At 61.2% G+C, this 18,840-nt stretch carries 18 protein-coding genes; 7 read left to right on the top strand and 11 right to left on the bottom strand.

Translation table 11 applies throughout. The annotated features are described in order from the left end of the window. Window positions 1-86: 86 nt before the first annotated feature. From recO to lptF, 7 genes are all read right to left on the bottom strand, one after another. Window positions 87-776, bottom strand: a complete 690-nt coding sequence (recO, locus tag Q8O96_RS13140) for a DNA repair protein RecO (RefSeq protein WP_102861279.1) — start codon at window positions 774-776, stop codon at window positions 87-89. Window positions 777-894: 118 nt separating this feature from the next. Continuing rightward, window positions 895-1,797: a GTPase Era gene (gene era / locus Q8O96_RS13145; RefSeq protein WP_016967829.1), complete on the bottom strand. Its 903-nt coding sequence runs from the start codon at window positions 1,795-1,797 to the stop codon at window positions 895-897. Further along, the gene (gene rnc, locus Q8O96_RS13150; RefSeq protein ID WP_102861278.1) at window positions 1,790-2,479 is read right to left on the bottom strand and encodes a ribonuclease III; all 690 of its coding nucleotides are present in this window, start codon (window positions 2,477-2,479) and stop codon (window positions 1,790-1,792) included. The genes era and rnc overlap by 8 nt, the downstream gene beginning before the upstream one ends. 216 nt (window positions 2,480-2,695) lie before the next feature. After that, window positions 2,696-3,550: a signal peptidase I gene (gene lepB, locus Q8O96_RS13155; protein ID WP_102861277.1), complete on the bottom strand. Its 855-nt coding sequence runs from the start codon at window positions 3,548-3,550 to the stop codon at window positions 2,696-2,698. A gap of 5 nt (window positions 3,551-3,555) precedes the next feature. Beyond that, entirely contained in the window at window positions 3,556-5,355 is a 1,800-nt protein-coding gene (gene lepA / locus Q8O96_RS13160) for a translation elongation factor 4 (RefSeq protein WP_102861276.1), read from the bottom strand. A 167-nt stretch (window positions 5,356-5,522) separates the two neighbouring features. After that, window positions 5,523-6,584, bottom strand: a complete 1,062-nt coding sequence (gene lptG, locus Q8O96_RS13165; protein ID WP_102861275.1) for an LPS export ABC transporter permease LptG — start codon at window positions 6,582-6,584, stop codon at window positions 5,523-5,525. Further along, entirely contained in the window at window positions 6,577-7,695 is a 1,119-nt protein-coding gene (lptF, locus tag Q8O96_RS13170; protein ID WP_305948922.1) for an LPS export ABC transporter permease LptF, read from the bottom strand. Before lptF ends, lptG begins: the two co-directional genes overlap by 8 nt. A gap of 307 nt (window positions 7,696-8,002) precedes the next feature. On the opposite strand from lptF, the gene Q8O96_RS13175 reads away from it, so the two are divergent. The 5 genes from Q8O96_RS13175 (at window position 8,003) to rlmF (ending at window position 14,666) form a co-directional block, all read left to right on the top strand. After that, a complete protein-coding gene (locus Q8O96_RS13175; RefSeq protein ID WP_250329124.1) occupies window positions 8,003-9,493 on the top strand; it encodes a leucyl aminopeptidase in 1,491 nt (496 codons plus the stop codon). A gap of 60 nt (window positions 9,494-9,553) precedes the next feature. Further along, window positions 9,554-9,982 (top strand): DNA polymerase III subunit chi, encoded by a 429-nt coding sequence (locus tag Q8O96_RS13180; protein WP_102861272.1) that lies wholly within the window; start codon window positions 9,554-9,556, stop codon window positions 9,980-9,982. A 7-nt stretch (window positions 9,983-9,989) separates the two neighbouring features. After that, on the top strand, window positions 9,990-10,499 hold the full coding sequence (locus Q8O96_RS13185) for a DNA polymerase III subunit chi (RefSeq protein WP_305948923.1): 510 nt from the start codon (window positions 9,990-9,992) through the stop codon (window positions 10,497-10,499). Between the two features lie 119 nt (window positions 10,500-10,618). After that, complete coding sequence (locus Q8O96_RS13190) at window positions 10,619-13,465, top strand: valine--tRNA ligase (RefSeq protein WP_102861270.1); 2,847 nt, start codon at window positions 10,619-10,621, stop codon at window positions 13,463-13,465. Between the two features lie 175 nt (window positions 13,466-13,640). Then, window positions 13,641-14,666, top strand: a complete 1,026-nt coding sequence (gene rlmF / locus Q8O96_RS13195) for a 23S rRNA (adenine(1618)-N(6))-methyltransferase RlmF (RefSeq protein ID WP_207167103.1) — start codon at window positions 13,641-13,643, stop codon at window positions 14,664-14,666. Between the two features lie 94 nt (window positions 14,667-14,760). On the opposite strand, the gene Q8O96_RS13200 is transcribed toward rlmF, so the two are convergent. Further along, a complete protein-coding gene (locus Q8O96_RS13200) occupies window positions 14,761-15,042 on the bottom strand; it encodes an HU family DNA-binding protein (protein ID WP_003440137.1) in 282 nt (93 codons plus the stop codon). A 394-nt stretch (window positions 15,043-15,436) separates the two neighbouring features. Here Q8O96_RS13200 and yejK point away from each other — a divergent pair, with 394 nt between their 5' ends. Then, on the top strand, window positions 15,437-16,441 hold the full coding sequence (gene yejK, locus Q8O96_RS13205) for a nucleoid-associated protein YejK (protein ID WP_060837659.1): 1,005 nt from the start codon (window positions 15,437-15,439) through the stop codon (window positions 16,439-16,441). Further along, window positions 16,441-16,794, top strand: coding sequence for a glutaredoxin family protein (locus Q8O96_RS13210; protein WP_305948924.1), 354 nt, complete (start codon window positions 16,441-16,443; stop codon window positions 16,792-16,794). Before yejK ends, Q8O96_RS13210 begins: the two co-directional genes overlap by 1 nt. A 105-nt stretch (window positions 16,795-16,899) precedes the next feature. Here the strand turns inward: Q8O96_RS13210 and Q8O96_RS13215 are convergent, their stop codons facing one another. The 3 genes from Q8O96_RS13215 to Q8O96_RS13225 all read right to left on the bottom strand — a co-directional run bounded on the left by Q8O96_RS13215 (window position 16,900) and on the right by Q8O96_RS13225 (window position 18,769). Further along, on the bottom strand, window positions 16,900-17,835 hold the full coding sequence (locus Q8O96_RS13215; protein ID WP_305948925.1) for a glutathione S-transferase family protein: 936 nt from the start codon (window positions 17,833-17,835) through the stop codon (window positions 16,900-16,902). An 88-nt stretch (window positions 17,836-17,923) separates the two neighbouring features. Then, window positions 17,924-18,244 carry a GIY-YIG nuclease family protein gene (locus Q8O96_RS13220; RefSeq protein WP_305948926.1) on the bottom strand — a complete coding sequence of 107 codons (321 nt, stop codon included), beginning with the start codon at window positions 18,242-18,244 and terminating at the stop codon, window positions 17,924-17,926. A 54-nt stretch (window positions 18,245-18,298) separates the two neighbouring features. After that, the gene (locus tag Q8O96_RS13225) at window positions 18,299-18,769 is read right to left on the bottom strand and encodes a nuclear transport factor 2 family protein (RefSeq protein ID WP_102861266.1); all 471 of its coding nucleotides are present in this window, start codon (window positions 18,767-18,769) and stop codon (window positions 18,299-18,301) included. Window positions 18,770-18,840 lie beyond the last annotated feature (71 nt).

Here is an 18,840-nt window from a genome sequence, read left to right on the forward strand (position 1 = left end):
AGAACAGGGTCTGTTGCCATTTGCGCGAACGCACAATGGCGGCGCCAGATGGACTACCGATGCCGACGGTCAGACAACAGCCAGGCTCAAGGCTTGCGAAACAGCTCGCGACTGACCAGGGGCCGGCCGCCCAGGTGCACGGCCAGGGCCTGGCGCATCAGGCGCTTGGCTGCCGACAACGCGCCAGGAGCGCTCCAGTCGGCCTCGGCCATGGCCAGCAGCTCGGTGCCATTGAACAGGCCCGGTTGCAGCAGGAACACCTGCTCCAGTCCGGCATCCACCTGCAGGCGATACAGCCCATCGGCAGCGATGGGCGCGCCGTGGATGTCGCTGTCCAGGGCGAAGCCGTAGCCCAGATCGTCCAGCAGGCGCCACTCAAAGGCCCGCAGCAGGGGCTCCAGGGGCCGGCCTTCGGCCAGGGCCAGCAAGGTGGCGGCGTAGTGGTCGAATACCGCCGGATGGGGATCTTCCGCCGGTAGCAGGCGGATCAGCAGTTCATTCAGATACAGACCACTGAACAGCGCTTCGCCATTGAGCCAGGATGCGATGCCGGCACTTTCCATGCGCCCGACGTTCTTCAGCTCGCCACGGCCGCGAAACTCGACTTCCAGAGGAACGAAGGGTCGCGCCAGGGTACCGGCCTTGCCCCGTGCGTTGCGCAGGACAGCGCGCAGGCGACCTTGGGGGGTAAGGAAATCCACCAATGCACTGCTTTCGCGGTAGGCGCGGCTGTGCAGGACGTAGGCAAGTTGGCCGACTGGAGCGGTGCTGGACATGGTTGCGAGGGATCTCAGGGGCAGAGAGGGAACCGGGTCCGAAAGAAGTGTTGGAACTGTTCGCCGGCCAGCCGGCTCCTACAGGGCGCTGCAGGAGCCGGCTGGCCGGCGAAGGGCGTCAGAGGTCGCCGTAGCCCAGGGAGCGCAAGGCGCGCTCGTCGTCGGACCAGCCGCCCTTGACCTTGACCCAGAGGTTGAGCATGACCTTGGAGTCGAACAGCAGCTCCATGTCCTTGCGCGCTTCCATGCCGATGCGTTTGATCCGTTCACCCTTGTCGCCAATGATGATTTTCTTCTGTCCGTCGCGCTCGACGAGAATCAAGGCATGAATATGCAGGGTCTTGCCCTGCTGCTTGAACTCTTCGATTTCCACGGTGATCTGGTACGGCAGCTCGGCACCCAGCTGGCGCATGATCTTCTCGCGCACCAGCTCGGCCGCCAGGAAGCGGGAACTGCGGTCGGTGATCTGGTCTTCCGGGAAGAAGTGGTCGTTCTCCGGCAGATGCTTGGCAATCAGGCCTTCCAGGGCTTCGAGGTTATGCCCCTGCTGCGCGGAAACCGGCACGATCTCGGCGTTCGGCAGTTGCTCCTGCAGCCAGGCCAGGTGCGGCATCAGCTCGGCCTTGTCCTCGATGCGGTCGGTCTTGTTGATCGCCAGGATCACCGGCCCCTGCACGTACTGCACGCGCTCAAGGACCAATTGGTCCTCGTCGGTCCACTTGGTGCGGTCCACCACGAAGATCACCACGTCCACGTCTTTCAAGGCCGCCGAAGCGGTCTTGTTCATGTAGCGGTTCAGCGCCTTCTCGTTGCTCTTGTGCATGCCGGGGGTGTCGACGTAGATCGCCTGGATGGCGCCTTCGGTCTTGATGCCGAGCATGTTGTGACGAGTGGTCTGGGGCTTGCGCGAGGTGATCGCCAGCTTCTGGCCGAGGATGTGGTTGAGCAGCGTCGACTTGCCCACATTGGGGCGGCCGACGATGGCGACATAGCCACAGCGTGTTGCGGTTGAATCAGTCATGGCCATTCTCCACGCCCAGGGCAATCAGTGCTGCGGCGGCCGCTACCTGTTCGGCAATACGACGGCTCACACCCTGACCTCGGCTTTTTTCATTCAATAAGGTGACTTCACATTCAACGAAGAATGTCCGGCAGTGCGGTTCGCCCTGGATATCCACCACTTCGTAGCGTGGCAGTTCACAGGCGCGAGACTGGAGGAACTCCTGCAGCCGGGTCTTGGGGTCCTTGTTGGTGTCCACCAGGGTCAGGCTCTCGAACTCCGAGGCCAGCCAGGACAACACGCGGTCACGGGCGGTTTCCATGCCGGCGTCCAGGTAGATCGCACCAATCAGGGCTTCCAGGGCATCGGCCAGGATCGACTCACGACGGAAACCGCCGCTCTTCAATTCGCCGGAGCCCAGGCGCAGGTATTCGCCCAGGTCGAAACCACGGGCCAGTACTGCCAGTGTTTCACCTTTCACCAAGCGTGCGCGCAAACGCGACAGCTGGCCTTCGCGGGCCTGGGGGAAGCGTTCGAACAACGCCTCGCCGGCCACGAAGTTGAGGATGGCATCACCGAGGAATTCCAGGCGTTCATTGTTGCGCCCGGCAAAGCTGCGATGGGTGAGGGCCAGAAGCATCAGTTCCTGGTCCTTGAAGGTATAACCGAGCTGACGCTCGAGACGGCTCAAAGAAACGCTCACGGTTTACCCACGCTGATTTCGTTGCCGAAACTCACCATCCTAGGGGCCGCGCACGAGGTGCGGGTGGCAATTAACGCTGTGTTCAAATCCACATCCTGAATATCGTTGACTGCATGCTTCTGGTCACAAAGCTGTTACGCGATGCCCGAGGGCAAGGGCGTTTTATACAAGAGCCAGAAAAGCATTCGGCGCTGTGTTCAACAGCGCCGTGTGTGATTACTTGATCAGGCCAACCCGCGAGAAGTTCGGCAGGTGGCTGAGTTTCGGTTCGGGCCAGCTCATCCAGACTGCGAAGGCCTTGCCGACGATATTCTTGTCGGGAACCATGCCCAGCAGATCCTTGGGAATACTTGGATCGTCCCAGTAGCGACTGTCGTTGGAGTTGTCGCGGTTGTCGCCCATCATGAAGTAGTGCCCGGCGGGAACCACCCAGCGCCCGTCCGGAGCGGGCCGATAGCGACTCATTTCCTTGCGGATCAAGTGCTCGGCGGCACCGAGTTTTTCCTTGTACAGCTCAGCGCTGCCCAGGGTGCCGGGTTCAGCCCCGACCAACTGCTCCGCCACCGGCTGACCATTGACGAACAAGCGTTTGTCGCTGGTGTAGCGCACTTCATCGCCCGGCAGGCCGACCACACGCTTGATGTAGTTGACGTTCGGGTCGCTTGGGTAGCGGAACACCATCACATCGCCGCGCTGCGGATCACCGACTTCGATGACTTTCTTGTCGATCACCGGCAAGCGAATCCCGTAAGAAAACTTGTTCACCAGGATGAAGTCGCCCACATCCAGGGTCGGCTTCATCGAGCCCGAGGGAATCTGGAACGGTTCCACCAGGAACGAACGCAGCACCAGGACGATGAACAGCACCGGAAAGAACGACTTGCCGTACTCAACCAGCAGCGGTTCCTTGCTCAGCTTTTCGACCACCAGCCCATCCGGCTGGCTGACGCTGCCCTGATAGTTGGCGATGGCCGAGCGCCGACGCGGTGCCAGAAACACCAGGTCGAGCAACGCCAAGAGACCGCAGACAAAGACAGCGATGACCAGCAACAGCGGGAAATTTAGTGACATAGGACCTAACTATCCAACCTGAGCACGGCAAGGAAGGCTTCTTGTGGAATTTCCACGTTGCCCACTTGCTTCATGCGTTTCTTACCGGCCTTCTGCTTTTCCAACAGCTTGCGCTTACGGCTGACGTCGCCACCGTAGCATTTGGCCAGTACGTTCTTTCTGAGCGCCTTGACGGTTGTCCGCGCCACAATCTGCCCGCCAATGGCGGCCTGGATTGCCACGTCAAACATCTGCCGAGGAATCAGTTCCTTCATCTTCTCGGTCAACGCACGCCCTTTGTAGTGGGCGTTGTCACGGTGGACGATCAACGCCAGGGCGTCGACTTTCTCACCGTTGATCAATACATCCAGCTTGACCAGATTAGCCGACTGGTAGCGATCGAAATGGTAATCCAGCGAAGCATAGCCGCGGCTGGTGGATTTCAGGCGGTCAAAGAAGTCCAGTACCACTTCGTTCATCGGCAGATCGTAGGTCACCTGGACCTGGCTACCAAGGAACAGCATGTCGTGCTGCACGCCACGCTTCTCGATGCACAGGGTTATGACGTTGCCCAGGTGCTCTTGCGGCACAAGAATATTGGCCCGCACGATCGGCTCGCGCATGTCTTCAATCGCCGACAGATCCGGAAGTTTGGACGGGTTGTCGACATAGATCGTTTCACCGTTCTTCAACTGCAGCTCGAAGATCACCGTCGGCGCCGTGGTGATCAGGTCCAGGTCGTATTCGCGCTCCAGGCGCTCCTGGATGATCTCCATGTGCAGCATGCCGAGGAACCCGCAACGGAAGCCGAAGCCCAGGGCGTCGGAGCTTTCCGGGGTGTACTGCAGCGACGAGTCGTTGAGGGTGAGTTTCTGCAAGGCTTCGCGGAAATCCTCGAAGTCGTCGGAGCTGACCGGGAACAGGCCGGCATAGACCTGCGGCTGAATGCGCTTGAAGCCTGGCAGTACTTCCACGTCTGGGGTCGAACTCAAGGTCAGGGTGTCACCCACCGGTGCCCCGTGAATGTCCTTGATGCCGGCGATGATGAAGCCCACTTCACCGGCCTTGAGGTCAGTGGTGGCGGTGTGTTTCGGGTTGAAGACGCCGACGCTGTCCACCAGGTGGATCTTGCCGGTGGATTTCACCAGGATCTTGTCGCCCTTCTTCACCCGGCCGTGACGCACACGCACCAGGGACACAACGCCCAGGTAGTTGTCGAACCAGGAGTCAATGATCAGTGCTTGCAGTGGGTCTTCGATATTGCCGGTAGGAGCCGGGATAGTGGCGACCAGGCGCTCAAGCACCTCGTCCACGCCCAGGCCGGTCTTGGCGCTGCAAGTCACGGCATCGGTGGCATCGATACCGATGATCTTCTCGATCTCTTCCTTGACCCGCTCCGGATCGGCCTGTGGCAGGTCGATCTTGTTCAGCACCGGCATGACTTCCAGGCCTTGCTCAATGGCGGTGTAGCAGTTGGCTACCGACTGGGCCTCAACACCCTGACCGGCGTCCACCACCAGCAGAGCACCTTCACAGGCCGCCAGGGAGCGACTGACTTCATAAGTGAAGTCCACGTGGCCCGGGGTATCGATGAAGTTCAGCTGGTAGGTGATGCCATCTTTGGCTTTGTAATAGAGGGTGACACTGTGGGCCTTGATGGTGATCCCGCGCTCACGTTCAAGGTCCATGGAGTCCAGAACCTGGGCTTCCATTTCGCGATCGGCCAGGCCGCCGCACATCTGGATAAAACGATCGGCCAGAGTCGACTTGCCATGGTCAATGTGGGCGATGATGGAGAAATTGCGGATATGACTCAAATCACTCACGGATGAACACTCAAAAAGGCTGCAGGCAGGGCCCGCCGAAAAATAGCCGGGAATTGTACCTGATACTCGGCACGAGCGTCACGCTCGCCTATCAGCGTTTGTCAAATGCAAAAACGCCCCGATCAAGGACCGGGGCGTTGCGCTAATCGCCTGGTAGAGCCAATGAATCAGCCGGCTCGGCGCAATAGCCAGAAACCGGCAATGGCACAGATACCCGCCGGCACCAGCACCGCGAACAGCGGCGAGAAGCCGAACACCAGGCTCGAAGGGCCCAGCAGGTCCTGGGCGATACGGAAGGTGAAGCCCACCAATACGCCGGTGAATACCCGCTGCCCCAGGGTCACCGAACGCAGCGGTCCGAAAATGAAGGAAATCGCCATCAGCACCAGGGCTGCCGTCACCAACGGCTGCAGCACCTTGACCCAGAACGCCAGCCAGTAGCGGCCATTGTTCAGACCCTGGTCGGCCAGATAATGGATATAGCCCCACAGACCGCTGATGGACAGGGACTCCGGCGCCATGACCACGGTGCTCAGCAGTTGCGGACTCAGGGCCACATCCCAACGTTCATCAGGCACGCTGATGACCTCGGTGTGACCGTCACGGAAATAGGTGGTGGTGACATCAGTCAACTGCCAGTAGTTCTCATGGAACCGTGCCTGACGGGCAAAACTCGACGACAACATGTGGTGACTGTCATCGAAGTGATAGCGAGTCACGCCATACAGCAGGCCATTGGGCTGCACTGCGTTGATATGGATGAACTCCTCGCCCTGGCGGTGCCACAGACCGCGCTTGGAGCTCTGGGCATCACCGGAACCCTGGGCCAGGGCGCGACTGGCCTGGGCCTGGGTCTCGGTGGCCGGCGCGACGTACTCGCCCACCAGCACGCCCACCAGCATCAGCACCAGCATCGGCTTCATCACCGCCCAGACGATACGACCGACAGAAACGCCGGCAGCACGCATGATGGTCAGCTCGCTGTTGCTGGCCAGGGAGCCAAGACCGATCAGGCAGCCGATCAGGCCGGCCATCGGCAACATTTCATAGACCCGGCGCGGAGCAGTGAGCGCCACGTAGCTCATCACATCCATCACGGTGTAGGTATCGCTGACACTGCCCATCTCATCGATGAAGGCAAACAGCGAAGCCAGCCCGAGGATGATCCCCAGGACCGCGAGAATAGCCATGAACACACTGCTACCGATGTAGCGATCGAGCTTAACCACGAGCCATCTCCTTCATGCCGCGACGACTCGCCATCTTCAAACGCAACGGTTCCCAGTACATCAAACCCAGACCAATCGCCAGGAACATCAGGTGAACCCACCACAGCCCCAGGGCTGGCGAGATCTTGCCTTTCTCCATGGCGCCACGTACCGCGATCAGGATAGTCAGGTACGCCATATACAGCAGGATGGCCGGGATCAGCTTGAGGAAGCGGCCCTGGCGCGGGTTGACCCGAGACAACGGCACAGCCATCAAGGTCACGATAAACACCAGCAATGGCAGAGACAGGCGCCATTGCAGCTCGGCACGGGCCCGCAGGTCATCCTTGCCGATCAGATCAGCAGTGGGCATGGCATCGCGATCGGTGACTTCGTCGCTGACATCCGGCCGCTCCAGCAGCACGCCGTAGGTGTCGTACTTGATCACCCGGTAGTTGGCCTCACCTGGATTGCCGTCATAGCGATAGCCGTTTTCCAGGATCAGGTAGCGATTGCCATCGGGACGAATGTCCTGGTGCCCCTTCTCGGCCACCAGCACCGAAATGCCCTGGTCCTTTTTCTCCCGGCTCAGGCGTTTTTCGGAGATGAACACTCCGGAAAGATTGGTGCGATCCTCGGATAGCTGCTCGGTATAGGTCACCCGAGTACCATCATTGAGCGCCTGGAAGCGCCCGGCCACCAGGGTGTCGAACTCGGTCAGTGCATCCTGTTTGTTCAACAGCAACTGGAACTGATTGGCCCCCTGCGGCGCCAGACTCAGGCTCAACCAGGCCACCAGCAGGGCCACAAGGGCCGCCGGGATCATGGTCATGCCCAGCAAACGCTGCTGACTCATGCCGGTAGCCGACAACACGGTCATCTCACTTTCGAGATAGAGCCGGCCGTAAGCCAGGAGAATGCCCAGGAACAGTCCCAATGGCAGGATCAGTTGCAAAAAGCCCGGCAGACGAAAGCCCATGATCAGGAACAGCGAGCCCGGGTCCAGGGCGCCCGAGGCGGCTTGTGCGAGGAACTTGACGAAGCGTCCGCTCATGATGATGACCAGCAGCACCGCACTCACGGCACTCAGGGTCAACAGGACTTCGCGGGATAGATAACGAAAGACGATCAAACCAGACACTCCAGGGTTGTCAGGCTAAGGCGGCCGAACAAGCAAACGTATCGAGCCGGCCCCAGAGACAGGGCCGCCGAAAAAAAGATGGCGCATTATCCTGTGATTGCGCGCGCCTGTCACGGAGGATGCTCACCCGACGCTCTAAAGCAGCGAACTTGGCCAAGACGAGGGTTGTCAGCCGCAACGGGCGAGGTTCAAACTGGCGGCTTTGTCGTCGGCAGCACGCGACGCCTTCTTCTATATAGACAAGCCCCGCGCCGGAGTCTTTCCTGCGCTCTTTGACCATTCATTCAGGGACCCAGACATGGAACTGGTTGTAAAAAGCGCTAGCCCGGAAACGTTGAAGACCGCCACCCTGGTGGTCGCCGTCGGCGAAGGCCGCAAACTCGGCAACGTGGCCAAGCAACTCGACGAACTCAGCGGCGGCGCCATCAGCGCCGTACTCAAGCGCGGCGATCTGGCCGGCAAGGTCGGCCAGAGCCTGCTGCTGCACGGCGTGGCCAAGCTGAAGGCGGAACGCCTGCTGCTGGTGGGCGTCGGCAAGGATGAGGAACTGGGCGACCGCCCGTTCCGTAAGATCATCAGCGGTGTACTTACCACCCTCAAGGGCCTGGGCGGCAGCGATGCCGTGCTGGCTCTGGACGAAGTCGTGGTCAAAGGCCGCGACAGCTATGGCAAGACCCGTCTGCTGGCCGAAACCCTGGTGGACGGCGGTTACGTATTCGATCGCTACAAGAGCCAGAAAGCCGAACCCCGCGCCCTGAAGAAAATCACCCTGCTGACCATCAAGGCCGCCCAGGCTGAAGTCGAGCGCGGCGTGACCCACGCCCAAGCCATCGCCAAAGGCATGGCTTTTACCCGCGACCTGGGCAACCTGCCGCCGAACGTTTGCCACCCGACGTTTCTGGGTGAACAGGCCAAGGCCCTGGGCAAGGAGTTCAAGGGCCTGAAAGTCGAAGTCCTTGATGAGAAGAAGATCAAGGAGCTGGGCATGGGCTCGTTCTATGCCGTAGGCCAGGGCAGCGACCAGCCGCCGCGCCTGATCGTCATGCAATACAACGGCGGCAAAAAATCCGAGAAACCGTTTGCCCTGGTGGGCAAGGGCATCACCTTCGACACCGGCGGCATCAGCCTCAAGCCGGGCGCCGGCATGGACGAAATGAAATACGACATGGGCGGCGCCGCCAGCGTGTTCGGCACCCTGCGCGCCGTGCTCGAACTGCAACTGCCGATCAACCTGGTATGCATCCTGGCCTGCGCCGAGAACATGCCCAGCGGCGGCGCTGCACGGCCTGGCGATATCGTCACCACCATGAGCGGCCAGACCGTGGAAATCCTCAATACCGACGCCGAAGGCCGTCTGGTGCTGTGCGACGCCCTGACCTACGCCGAACGCTTCAAGCCCCAGGCCGTGATCGACATCGCCACCCTGACCGGTGCTTGCGTGGTCGCCCTGGGCGCCCACACGTCCGGCCTGCTGGGCAACAACGACGAGTTGATCGGCCAACTGCTCAGCGCCGGCCAGCAAGCCGACGACCGCGCCTGGCAACTGCCGCTGTTCGATGAGTACCAGGAACAACTGGACAGCCCGTTCGCCGATATCGCCAACATTGGCGGGCCGAAGGCCGGGACCATCACTGCCGCGTGCTTCCTCTCGCGCTTCACCAAGAACCTGAACTGGGCGCACCTGGATATCGCCGGCACCGCCTGGACCAGCGGCGGCAAGGACAAGGGCGCCACCGGCCGCCCCGTCCCCCTGCTGACCCAATACCTGCTGGACCGCGCCAAAGCCTGAAAACCATGACCGCGGAGGGTGTCGCTCGAAGGCGGCGCCCTTTCCGGCTCAGGAATCCCAATGACCAAAGTCGACTTCTACATTCTTCCCAGCGCGGACCCTGCGGCGCGCCTGGATTTTGCCTGCAAGCTCACCGACAAGGCCTGGCGCATGGGCCATCGCATCTACCTGCATTGCAGCGACGCACAACAACGGGACGAACTCGATGCCCGCCTGTGGCGCTTCAAGGGCGAAGCCTTCGTTCCCCACGGCCCGGCAGAAAGCGAAGCCGACGGCCTGATCGTGCTGGGCTTGGGCCAGGACCCTGGCGAACACAACGACCTGCTGGTGAACCTGGACCTGAAAGTACCGGCCTTTGCACCGCGCTTTGCCCGAATTGCCGAAGTAGTGGTGGAAGACCCGACTATTCGTCAGGCGGCCCGCGAGAGTTTCCGTTTCTATCGCGAACAGGGCTATCCTCTGCAAGATCACCGTTTACAGCGACTCTGAGCACCCGATGGACACTCCCAACCCGCTGCAAAAACCCGCGCATCTGCTGGACGACCTCGAGTCGATCCGTCAACTGCTCGGCGATGACAATCTGCAACCGCCACTGCTGACCGAAACCGTGAGCGGCGAAGTGCAAATCCCCCTGCTGTTCGACATGGTCGGCAGCCAGCAACCTGACGAAACCGAAGCTGCACCCGCAGCGCAAGCCAAACCGCAAGCTGCACCGGCACCGGCACCAATTCAAGTGACGGCACCAGCCCCTGCTCCAGCCCCTGCTCCAGCTCCAGCTCCAGCTCCAGCTCCAGCTCCAGCGACCGCTCCCGCAGCCAAACCTGCCCCTGCCAGCAACAGCGCCGATGCCCTGCTGCACCTGGATACCGAACTGCGTGCCGCTGCCCAGCTGATCATGCAAGACGTGATCGACGATTTCGCCCCGCACATCGAAACCGAGATCAAGCGTCGCCTCGACGCCCGCCTGGAACGCCTGCTCGCAGCAGCCACCAGCGGCAAACCATAAGCCACACGCAAAAGCCGGGCATGGCCATCTTGTCGCTTGCCGCTTGTGGCTTGCTGCTGCCGCCCTCCGCTATACTTCCCGGCTTTTCCTGAATAAATGCCAATAGGGTCCCGCCGCGCATGGATAAGACCTACCAGCCGCACGCCATTGAAACTTCCTGGTACCAGACCTGGGAGTCCGAGAACTACTTCGCCCCGCAAGGCGCGGGCGACTCCTACACCATCATGATCCCGCCGCCGAACGTCACCGGCAGCCTGCACATGGGCCACGGCTTCAACAACGCGATCATGGACGCCCTGATCCGCTTCCGCCGCATGCAGGGTCGCAACACCCTGTGGCAGCCGGGTACCGACCACGCCGGTATCGCCACGCAGATGCTGGTGGAGCGTCAGATCGAAGCCCAGGGCCAGAATCGCCACGATCTGGGCCGGGAAAAATTCCTCGAGAAAGTCTGGGAGTGGAAGGATCAGTCCGGGGGCAACATCAGCCGCCAGATCCGCCGCCTGGGCTCCTCCGTGGACTGGAGCCGCGAGCGCTTCACCATGGACGACGGCCTGTCGGAAGCGGTGAAGGAAGCCTTCGTGCGCCTGCACGAAGATGGTCTGATCTACCGCGGCAAGCGCCTGGTGAACTGGGACACCAAGCTGCACACGGCGATTTCCGATCTGGAAGTGGAAAATCACGACGAGAAAGGCTTCCTGTGGAACCTGAAATATCCACTGGCCGACGGCGCCAAGACCGCTGAAGGCAACGACTACCTGATCGTCGCCACCACTCGTCCGGAAACCATGCTCGGCGACTCCGCCGTTGCGGTGAACCCTGAAGACGAGCGTTACAAGGCGCTGATCGGCAAGTTCGTCGAACTGCCCCTGGTCGGCCGGCGCATCCCGATCATTGCCGATGACTACTGCGACCCTGAATTCGGCACCGGCTGCGTGAAAATCACCCCGGCCCACGATTTCAACGATTACGAAGTCGGCAAGCGCCACAACCTGCCGCTGCTCAACATCTTCGACAAGAACGCCGCCGTGCTGCCGGCCTGCCAGGTGTTCAACCTGGACGGCAGCCTCAACGAAACCGTCGACGGCAAGATCCCGGCCGAGTACGTGGGCCTGGATCGTTTCGAAGCGCGCAAACAGATCGTGGCCGCCTTCGACGCCGCCGGCCTGCTGGTCAGCGTCGACGACCACGCCCTGAAAGTACCGAAGGGCGACCGCTCCGGCACCGTCATCGAGCCGTGGCTCACCGACCAGTGGTACGTCTCCACCAAGCCGCTGGCGGAACCTGCCATCGCTGCTGTGGAAGACGGCCGCATCGCCTTCGTGCCCAAGCAGTACGAGAACATGTACTTCTCCTGGATGCGCGACATCCAGGACTGGTGCATCAGCCGCCAGCTGTGGTGGGGCCACCGGATTCCGGCCTGGTACGACGAATCGGGCAAGGTCTATGTCGGCCGCGATGAAGCCGAAGTGCGAGCCAAGCACAACCTCGGTCCGGACGTTGCCCTGCAGCAGGACAACGACGTGCTCGACACCTGGTTCAGCTCGGGCCTGTGGACCTTCTCCACCCTGGGCTGGCCGGAACAGACCGACTTCCTCAAGACCTTCCACCCGACCGACGTGCTGGTCACCGGCTTCGACATCATTTTCTTCTGGGTCGCCCGGATGATCATGCTCACCATGCACCTGGTGAAGAACGAAGACGGCACGCCGCAGGTTCCGTTCAAGACCGTGTACGTGCACGGCCTGGTCCGCGACGGCCAGGGCCAGAAGATGTCCAAGTCCAAGGGCAACGTCCTCGACCCGCTGGACATCATCGACGGTATCGACCTCGAAACCCTGGTGCAGAAGCGCACCACCGGCCTGATGCAGCCGAAACTGCAGAAAGCCATCGAGAAGCAGACCCGCGCCGAATTCGCCGACGGCATCGCCAGCTACGGCACCGATGCCCTGCGCTTCACCTTCTGCTCCCTGGCCACCACCGGCCGCGACATCAAGTTCGACATGGGTCGCGTCGAGGGTTACCGCAACTTCTGCAACAAGATCTGGAACGCCGCGCGCTACGTGCTGGATAAGGGCGAGGACTGCGGTCAGAACGGCGAGGCCTATGAGCTGTCCCTGGCGGACCGCTGGATCATCTCGCAACTGCAGCGCACCGAAGCCGAAGTCACCCGTCAGCTCGACCAGTTCCGTTTCGACCTGGCCGCCCAGGCCTTGTACGAGTTCATCTGGAACCAGTACTGCGACTGGTACCTGGAGCTGTCCAAGCCGGTGCTGTGGGACGAGAACGCGCCGGTTGAACGCCAGCGCGGCACCCGTCGCACCCTGGTGCGGGTACTGGAAGTGGCCCTGCGCCTGGCCCATCCGTTCATGCCGTTCATCACCGAAGAAATCTGGCAGCGCCTGGCGCCGCTGGCCGGTAGCACCGGCAAGACCATCATGCTGCAACCTTGGCCGGTGGCTAACGAAGCCCGCATCGACCAGGCCGCCGAAGACGACATCGAATGGCTCAAGGGCCTGATGCTCGGCACTCGCAACATTCGCGCGGAAATGAACATTGGTCCGGGCAAGCCCCTGGCCCTGTTCCTGAAGAACGTCAGCACCGAAGACCAGCGTCGCCTGACCGAGAACGAAGCCTTGCTGAAGAAGCTGGCCCGACTCGAATCCATCACTGTGCTGGGTGCCGGCGACGAAGCGCCGCTGTCCGCCACCGCCCTGGTGGGCGAGATGGAAGTGCTGGTGCCCATGGCCGGCCTGATCGACAAAGGTGCGGAACTGGCCCGTCTGGACAAGGAAATCCAACGCCTGCAAGGCGAAGTGCAGCGAGTGGGTGGCAAGCTGTCCAACGCCTCCTTCGTCGACAAGGCTCCGGCCGAAGTGATCGAGAAGGAACGCGCCAAACTGGCCGAAGCCGAACAGGCTCTGGGCAAGCTGGCAGAGCAGCACGCACGGATCTCCAGCCTGTAACGGCGATTCGCGCGATGTGAAAGAGGGAGGCCCATACAGGCCTCCCTTTTTTATGCGCGCAGTCCTAGCTAGCCAGAAGGCACGCTTGCATCACTTGTCGCTCGCCGCTTGAAACTTACCGTTGCTCCTGTGTGACAATGCCCGCCACTTTGAACCAGCCCCGAATCGATCCCCCATGACCGCCCCCAACACCCCAAAGCCTGCGCGCAAGAAGCCCAAACCCGCCTCCCCGGCCAAAAACGCCGCCCCCCGGGAAAAGGCCAGCCTGCATCCGCGCAATCGTCACCAGGGGCGTTACGACTTCCCGCAACTGATCAAGAGCACCCCGGAACTGGGGCAGTTCGTGATCCTCAATCCCTACGGCAAGGAAAGTATCGACTTCGCCGACCCGGCGGCCGTGCGGGTGTTCAACCGCGCCCTGCTCAAGGCCTTCTACGGCATTGCCCACTGGGACATTCCGGCGGACTTTCTCTGCCCACCCGTGCCCGGTCGCGCCGACTACGTGCATTTCCTCGCCGACCTGCTGGCCAGCCACAACCAGGGTGAAATCCCGCGTGGCGCGGCGGTACGGGTGCTGGACGTCGGAGTCGGCGCCAACTGCATCTACCCGCTGATCGGCTACAGCGACTACCGCTGGCAATTCCTCGGTTCGGACATCGACAGCACCGCCCTGGCCGCCGCCAAGGCCATCGTCCAGGCCAACGGCTTGAACAAGGCCATCAGCCTGCGCCAGCAGGGCAATCCCAGGCAGATCCTCAACGGCCTGCTGGAAAGCACCGAGCGTTTCGACCTGACCATGTGCAACCCGCCGTTCCACGCCTCCCTGGATGAAGCCACCCGCGGTAGCCAGCGCAAATGGCGAGCCCTGGGCAAGGCCGATCCCAAGCGCAAGCTGCCAGTGCTGAATTTCGGCGGCCAGGCCCGGGAGCTGTGGTGCGAAGGCGGCGAGATCCGTTTCGTCAGCCAGTTGATCAGCGAGAGCGCCGGCGTCGGCCAGCAAGTGCTGTGGTTCAGCACCCTGGTGTCAAAGGCCTCGAACCTGCCGGCGATTGAAAGCGCGCTGAAAAAGGCCGGCGCCCTGGAAAGCCAGGTGGTGGAGATGTCCCAGGGACAGAAACAGAGCCGCTTCGTCGCCTGGACCTTCAAGGACAAGGCACAGCAACAGGCCTGGAGTCAGGAACGCTGGGTTAGGAAGAGCTAGAGAGGCGGGAGATTCAAAGACGATTCACTTTGCGTGAATCGGTGTCACACAAACCGTGCCCGGAGAACTTCTGAGCACGGTTTCACTGCAAGTCTTACTTGTTAACAGCGTCGGTCAGGCCTTTAGCCACAACCAGCTTGATAACTTTCTTGGCAGCGATTTCGATGGCAGCGCCAGTCGATGGGTTACGGCCAGTACGGGCAGGACGCTCGGTCACTTTCAGCTTGCCGATACCTGGCAGAGTGATTTCGCCGCCATTTTCCAATTGATCAGCAACGATCTGGGCCAGTTGGTCCAGAGCGTTACGCGCGGTGGTTTTCGGCGCGTCGATAGCTTCAGCGATATCAGCGATCAGTTGGTCTTTAGTAATAGCCATTGTGGTGTTCCTTCCCTATCAAATTCATTTGGATTGCAGAGTGCAGTGTCAGCCATCGAGCCAGATCTTGTGAATCTGGCACCCCGGTTACAACCACGACAGATCGGGGTTATAGATACCGAAATCAGGGTTTGGTTCGACCCGACAAATGCTGAATGCACGCTTAACGCTGAGACATCGCGTAAGACGGGGCAAAACTAGCACACAGACGGGGAAATATCCGCCTCTACCTAGCCATTTGGTCAGCTTTATTGCTCTAAATCGGTAAAAAAATGCATAAGCGTTACCGACAGGCCGTTCATCGCCTGGCAAACCGCGCCAAAACCAGCGGGTGCGGTACACTGGGCACTTTTTCGGGGAGTCCGCCCTCCCCCTTCAATCAGCCGAGAAGCCCATGCCGATCCGTCATTGCATCGTCCACCTGATCGACAAAAAACCCGACGGCAGCCCCGCAGTTCTGCATGCCCGAGACTCCGAACTGGCAGAGTCCGCGGCCATCGAGAACATGCTCGCCGACCTCAATGAAAGCTATAACGCCAAACAGGGCAAAGCCTGGGGCCTGTTCCATCCCGAGTCCGGCGCTTTCCCCTTCAGCGGCTGGCTGAAGGAGTATCTGGACGGCGGCCAGGACTTCACCGCATTCAGCCGGGTGGCGGTGGAGCATCTGCAGAAGCTGATGGAAGAATCCAACCTGTCGGTGGGCGGCCACGTGCTGTTTGCTCATTACCAACAGGGCATGACCGACTATCTGGCGATCGCCCTGCTGCACCACAGCGAAGGCGTGGCGGTGACCGACCAACTGGACGTGACCCCGTCGCGCCACCTGGACCTGGGCCAGTTGCACCTCGCCGCTCGGATCAACATCTCCGAGTGGCAGAACAACAAGCAGTCCAAGCAGTACATCTCCTTTATCAAGGGCAAGAACGGCAAGAAGGTCTCGGAGTACTTCCGCGACTTCATCGGCTGCCAGGAAGGCGTCGACGGTCCGGGCGAGACCCGCACCCTGCTCAAGGCCTTCAGCGACTTCGTCGAAAGCGAAGATCTGCCGGAAGAGTCGGCCCGGGAAAAGACCAAGACCCTGGTGGACTACGCCAGCAGCCAAGCCAAGCTTGGCGAACCCATGGGCCTGGAAGAACTCTCGGAACTGATCGACGAAGACCGCCCCAAGGCGTTCTACGACCACATCCGCAACAAGGATTACGGGCTATCGCCGGAAATACCTGCGGATAAACGCACCCTCAACCAGTTCCGCCGCTTCACCGGTCGCGCCGAGGGCCTGTCCATCAGCTTCGAAGCCCACCTGCTGGGCTCGAAGATCGAGTACGACGAAGAAGCCGGGACCTTGATCATCAAGGGCCTGCCGACCCAACTGACCGACCAGCTCAAGCGCCGCAACTGATGCTCCAGGGAGTACTGAAGAAGTTCCTGCTGATCCTGCTGGTGGTGGTGGTCTATCAGAACTGGGGCAAGATCGAGCGGCTGTTCAACCCTTCAGCGGTGGTCAGCGAAGAAATCCGCAACCAGGCCCGGGTGGTGCTGTACGCCACCGACTGGTGCGGCTACTGCAAGGCTACCCGGCGCTTTCTCGATCAGAAGGGCATTCCCTATCGGGAGTTCGACATCGAGAAAGACGCGGAGGCGCGTAAGGCCTATACCGCTCTGGGCGGTGCCGGGATTCCGATCCTGGACGTGAATGGCAGCCTGATCCGCACCTATGATCCCGAGGCGATCATGGCTGCGCTGAAACCTTAGTCGGAGCCGGCCGGGCGGCGCTCCGCTTGCCGGCGAAAGGGCCAGTAGATCGAGCATCGATCTTGAGCACGCCTTCGCTGGCAAGCCAGCTCCTACAGGTGTGAATCAATGTGCCTGGATACGGAAACCCAACCGCGGGAAGTGCACGTGGACCAAACCGGCACGTGGATCTTCACGGCGCAGGATCAACTCTTCAGTACCGGCAAACAGCAACTCGCCCGCCACCGGATCGACTCCATAGTCGGTCGCAGCAATCACCACCTGCTGCCCTGCCACAAAGCCATTGGGATCGACAAACCGCTCATCCGGCAGCGGCGCCGGGGTCGCACCGCGCGACACCTCAAGGGCCTCTTCAGCGCTCATCTCGGTGAAGGAACCGTGACCAAAGCCCAGCACTCGCGCCAACCAGGCTGATACCGCCGGATACTCGTCCACCAGCGGCGCCGTCACCGGCGTACCCTTGAGGAACCACAGCGGGTGCGCCAGGGCGATATCGGCAATCGAGGGCTCACCAAACAGGAAGTCCCCCGGCTCGCGCTGCAGTTGCTGCTCCAGACGCGCCATGATGGTCGGCCACTGATGCTTGGCCACTTCCAGGGGCAGACGACTGGCGCTGCCACCACTGAACAACCCGGCGCGGTCGGCCATGAAGGCCTTGACCACCTCCGGCGGCATCTTGCCGAAACGTGCTGCGGCAGACTCGGGCTGGAACACCAGGGTCACCGCATGCTGGAACACCACCGAGTCGACCCAGGCGGCGAAGGTCGCGCTGATCATTTCCTGGCCTTCGGGAAACAGCGCCGGCGAGGCCTTTTCCCGCTCCAGGCGCCGGGCGATCAAAGCCGTGTCGCAGTAGATATCAGCACCGACCTGCAGTACCGGCGTCTTGCGATAGCCACCGGTCAGGGCCGTCAGATCAGGCTTGGGCATCACCGGGGAAATCTTCACGGAGCGCCAGGACAGGCCCTTGAAGCCCAGGAGCAAACGGGCTTTTTCCGCGAAGGGAGAGGTCGGGTAATGGTGCAGGATCAACTCTGACATGCTGGGGTCCGCCGGAAGAGGGAAAGCGCTGAGCTTAGCGCGCAATCCATGGACGGCCTACCGATCCGACTAGATGAGCACCTATCAGTCAGATTGATGCTGCTGCCCCAGCAGACGCCACCAGACACTCCTTGGCGCTTTTCCTGAGCTTCTTGATCAACCGCTCCTGACGCAGAGCCTCGCTCTTGTCCCGACAAGCTTCGGTATAGACCAGGGCCACCGCCGGGCTGGAGAGAAAGAAACGCGCGCCCTTGCCACTCTGGTGCTTGGCGAAGCGCTTCACCGGGTCGTCGCTGATGCCGCAATAAAGGGCGCCATTGGCCGCACGCACCAGATACACAAACCAGGGTTTGCTGGCAGGCGCGGGCAGTTCGACGGCAATCACGGGGTTTGGATCGGGGCTGCTCACAAAAACCATCGGGGCCTGTGGATAACAAGCCGCGATCTTAGCAGAGGATGGCTTTCAGCGACCGCTCTGGAAGGCCTTGAGGCCTTTACGGGCCTGGGCGCGAACGGCATTTTTCAGCAGCGGCGTCCAGCCCAGCAAAAGCCCCTTGGCCCCCAGGGCCTGGCGCGCCCAACGCCACAGGTCGAAATGGTCGTGGTGCTCACAGATCTTGCCATCGCGAAACACGAAGCGCGCCTGGATATCGTTGACCACCGTGTTGCCGGTCTGACTGAACAGGTAGGTGGCGACCCAGTGCGCACCACCCGAACGCTCGTCGGCATGCACCTGATCGAAGGTCAGGGAAAAGTCCTTGGCCCGGGAAGTGAGCATGCGCCACATGTCGCCGGCGTCACGTCCGCGCAATTCGCCGAAGGCCGGATCACTGAATACAACGTCCTCGGTATAGCAGGCGCTCATGGCCTCGGCATCGAGCCGCTGGAAGGCCTGGTAGAACTCAGTGATCAGGACGCGGTGGGCATCACTCATGGGCGGACTCCGGAAGGACAAAGGGATGCCAGCACAATAATCCGCACGCCCAGAGAAGACTATCGGCATTT

The organism is Pseudomonas sp. LPH60 (genome assembly GCF_030718165.1).
Lineage (GTDB): Bacteria > Pseudomonadota > Gammaproteobacteria > Pseudomonadales > Pseudomonadaceae > Aquipseudomonas > Aquipseudomonas danubii.

Bases quoted from the DNA above. Each gene is read 5' to 3' on its own strand.
- Q8O96_RS13215 (WP_305948925.1), bottom strand. From the start codon at position 17,835: ATGTCAGAGTTGATCCTGCACCATTACCCGACCTCTCCCTTCGCGGAA.
- Q8O96_RS13225 (WP_102861266.1), bottom strand. From the start codon at position 18,769: ATGAGTGATGCCCACCGCGTCCTGATCACTGAGTTCTACCAGGCCTTC.
- Q8O96_RS13185 (WP_305948923.1), top strand. From the start codon at position 9,990: ATGGACACTCCCAACCCGCTGCAAAAACCCGCGCATCTGCTGGACGAC.
- lepB (WP_102861277.1), bottom strand. From the start codon at position 3,550: ATGTCACTAAATTTCCCGCTGTTGCTGGTCATCGCTGTCTTTGTCTGC.
- recO (WP_102861279.1), bottom strand. From the start codon at position 776: ATGTCCAGCACCGCTCCAGTCGGCCAACTTGCCTACGTCCTGCACAGC.
- Q8O96_RS13180 (WP_102861272.1), top strand. From the start codon at position 9,554: ATGACCAAAGTCGACTTCTACATTCTTCCCAGCGCGGACCCTGCGGCG.
- Q8O96_RS13190 (WP_102861270.1), top strand. From the start codon at position 10,619: ATGGATAAGACCTACCAGCCGCACGCCATTGAAACTTCCTGGTACCAG.
- Q8O96_RS13210 (WP_305948924.1), top strand. From the start codon at position 16,441: ATGCTCCAGGGAGTACTGAAGAAGTTCCTGCTGATCCTGCTGGTGGTG.
- yejK (WP_060837659.1), top strand. From the start codon at position 15,437: ATGCCGATCCGTCATTGCATCGTCCACCTGATCGACAAAAAACCCGAC.
- rlmF (WP_207167103.1), top strand. From the start codon at position 13,641: ATGACCGCCCCCAACACCCCAAAGCCTGCGCGCAAGAAGCCCAAACCC.
- era (WP_016967829.1), bottom strand. From the start codon at position 1,797: ATGACTGATTCAACCGCAACACGCTGTGGCTATGTCGCCATCGTCGGC.
- Q8O96_RS13175 (WP_250329124.1), top strand. From the start codon at position 8,003: ATGGAACTGGTTGTAAAAAGCGCTAGCCCGGAAACGTTGAAGACCGCC.
- Q8O96_RS13200 (WP_003440137.1), bottom strand. From the start codon at position 15,042: ATGGCTATTACTAAAGACCAACTGATCGCTGATATCGCTGAAGCTATC.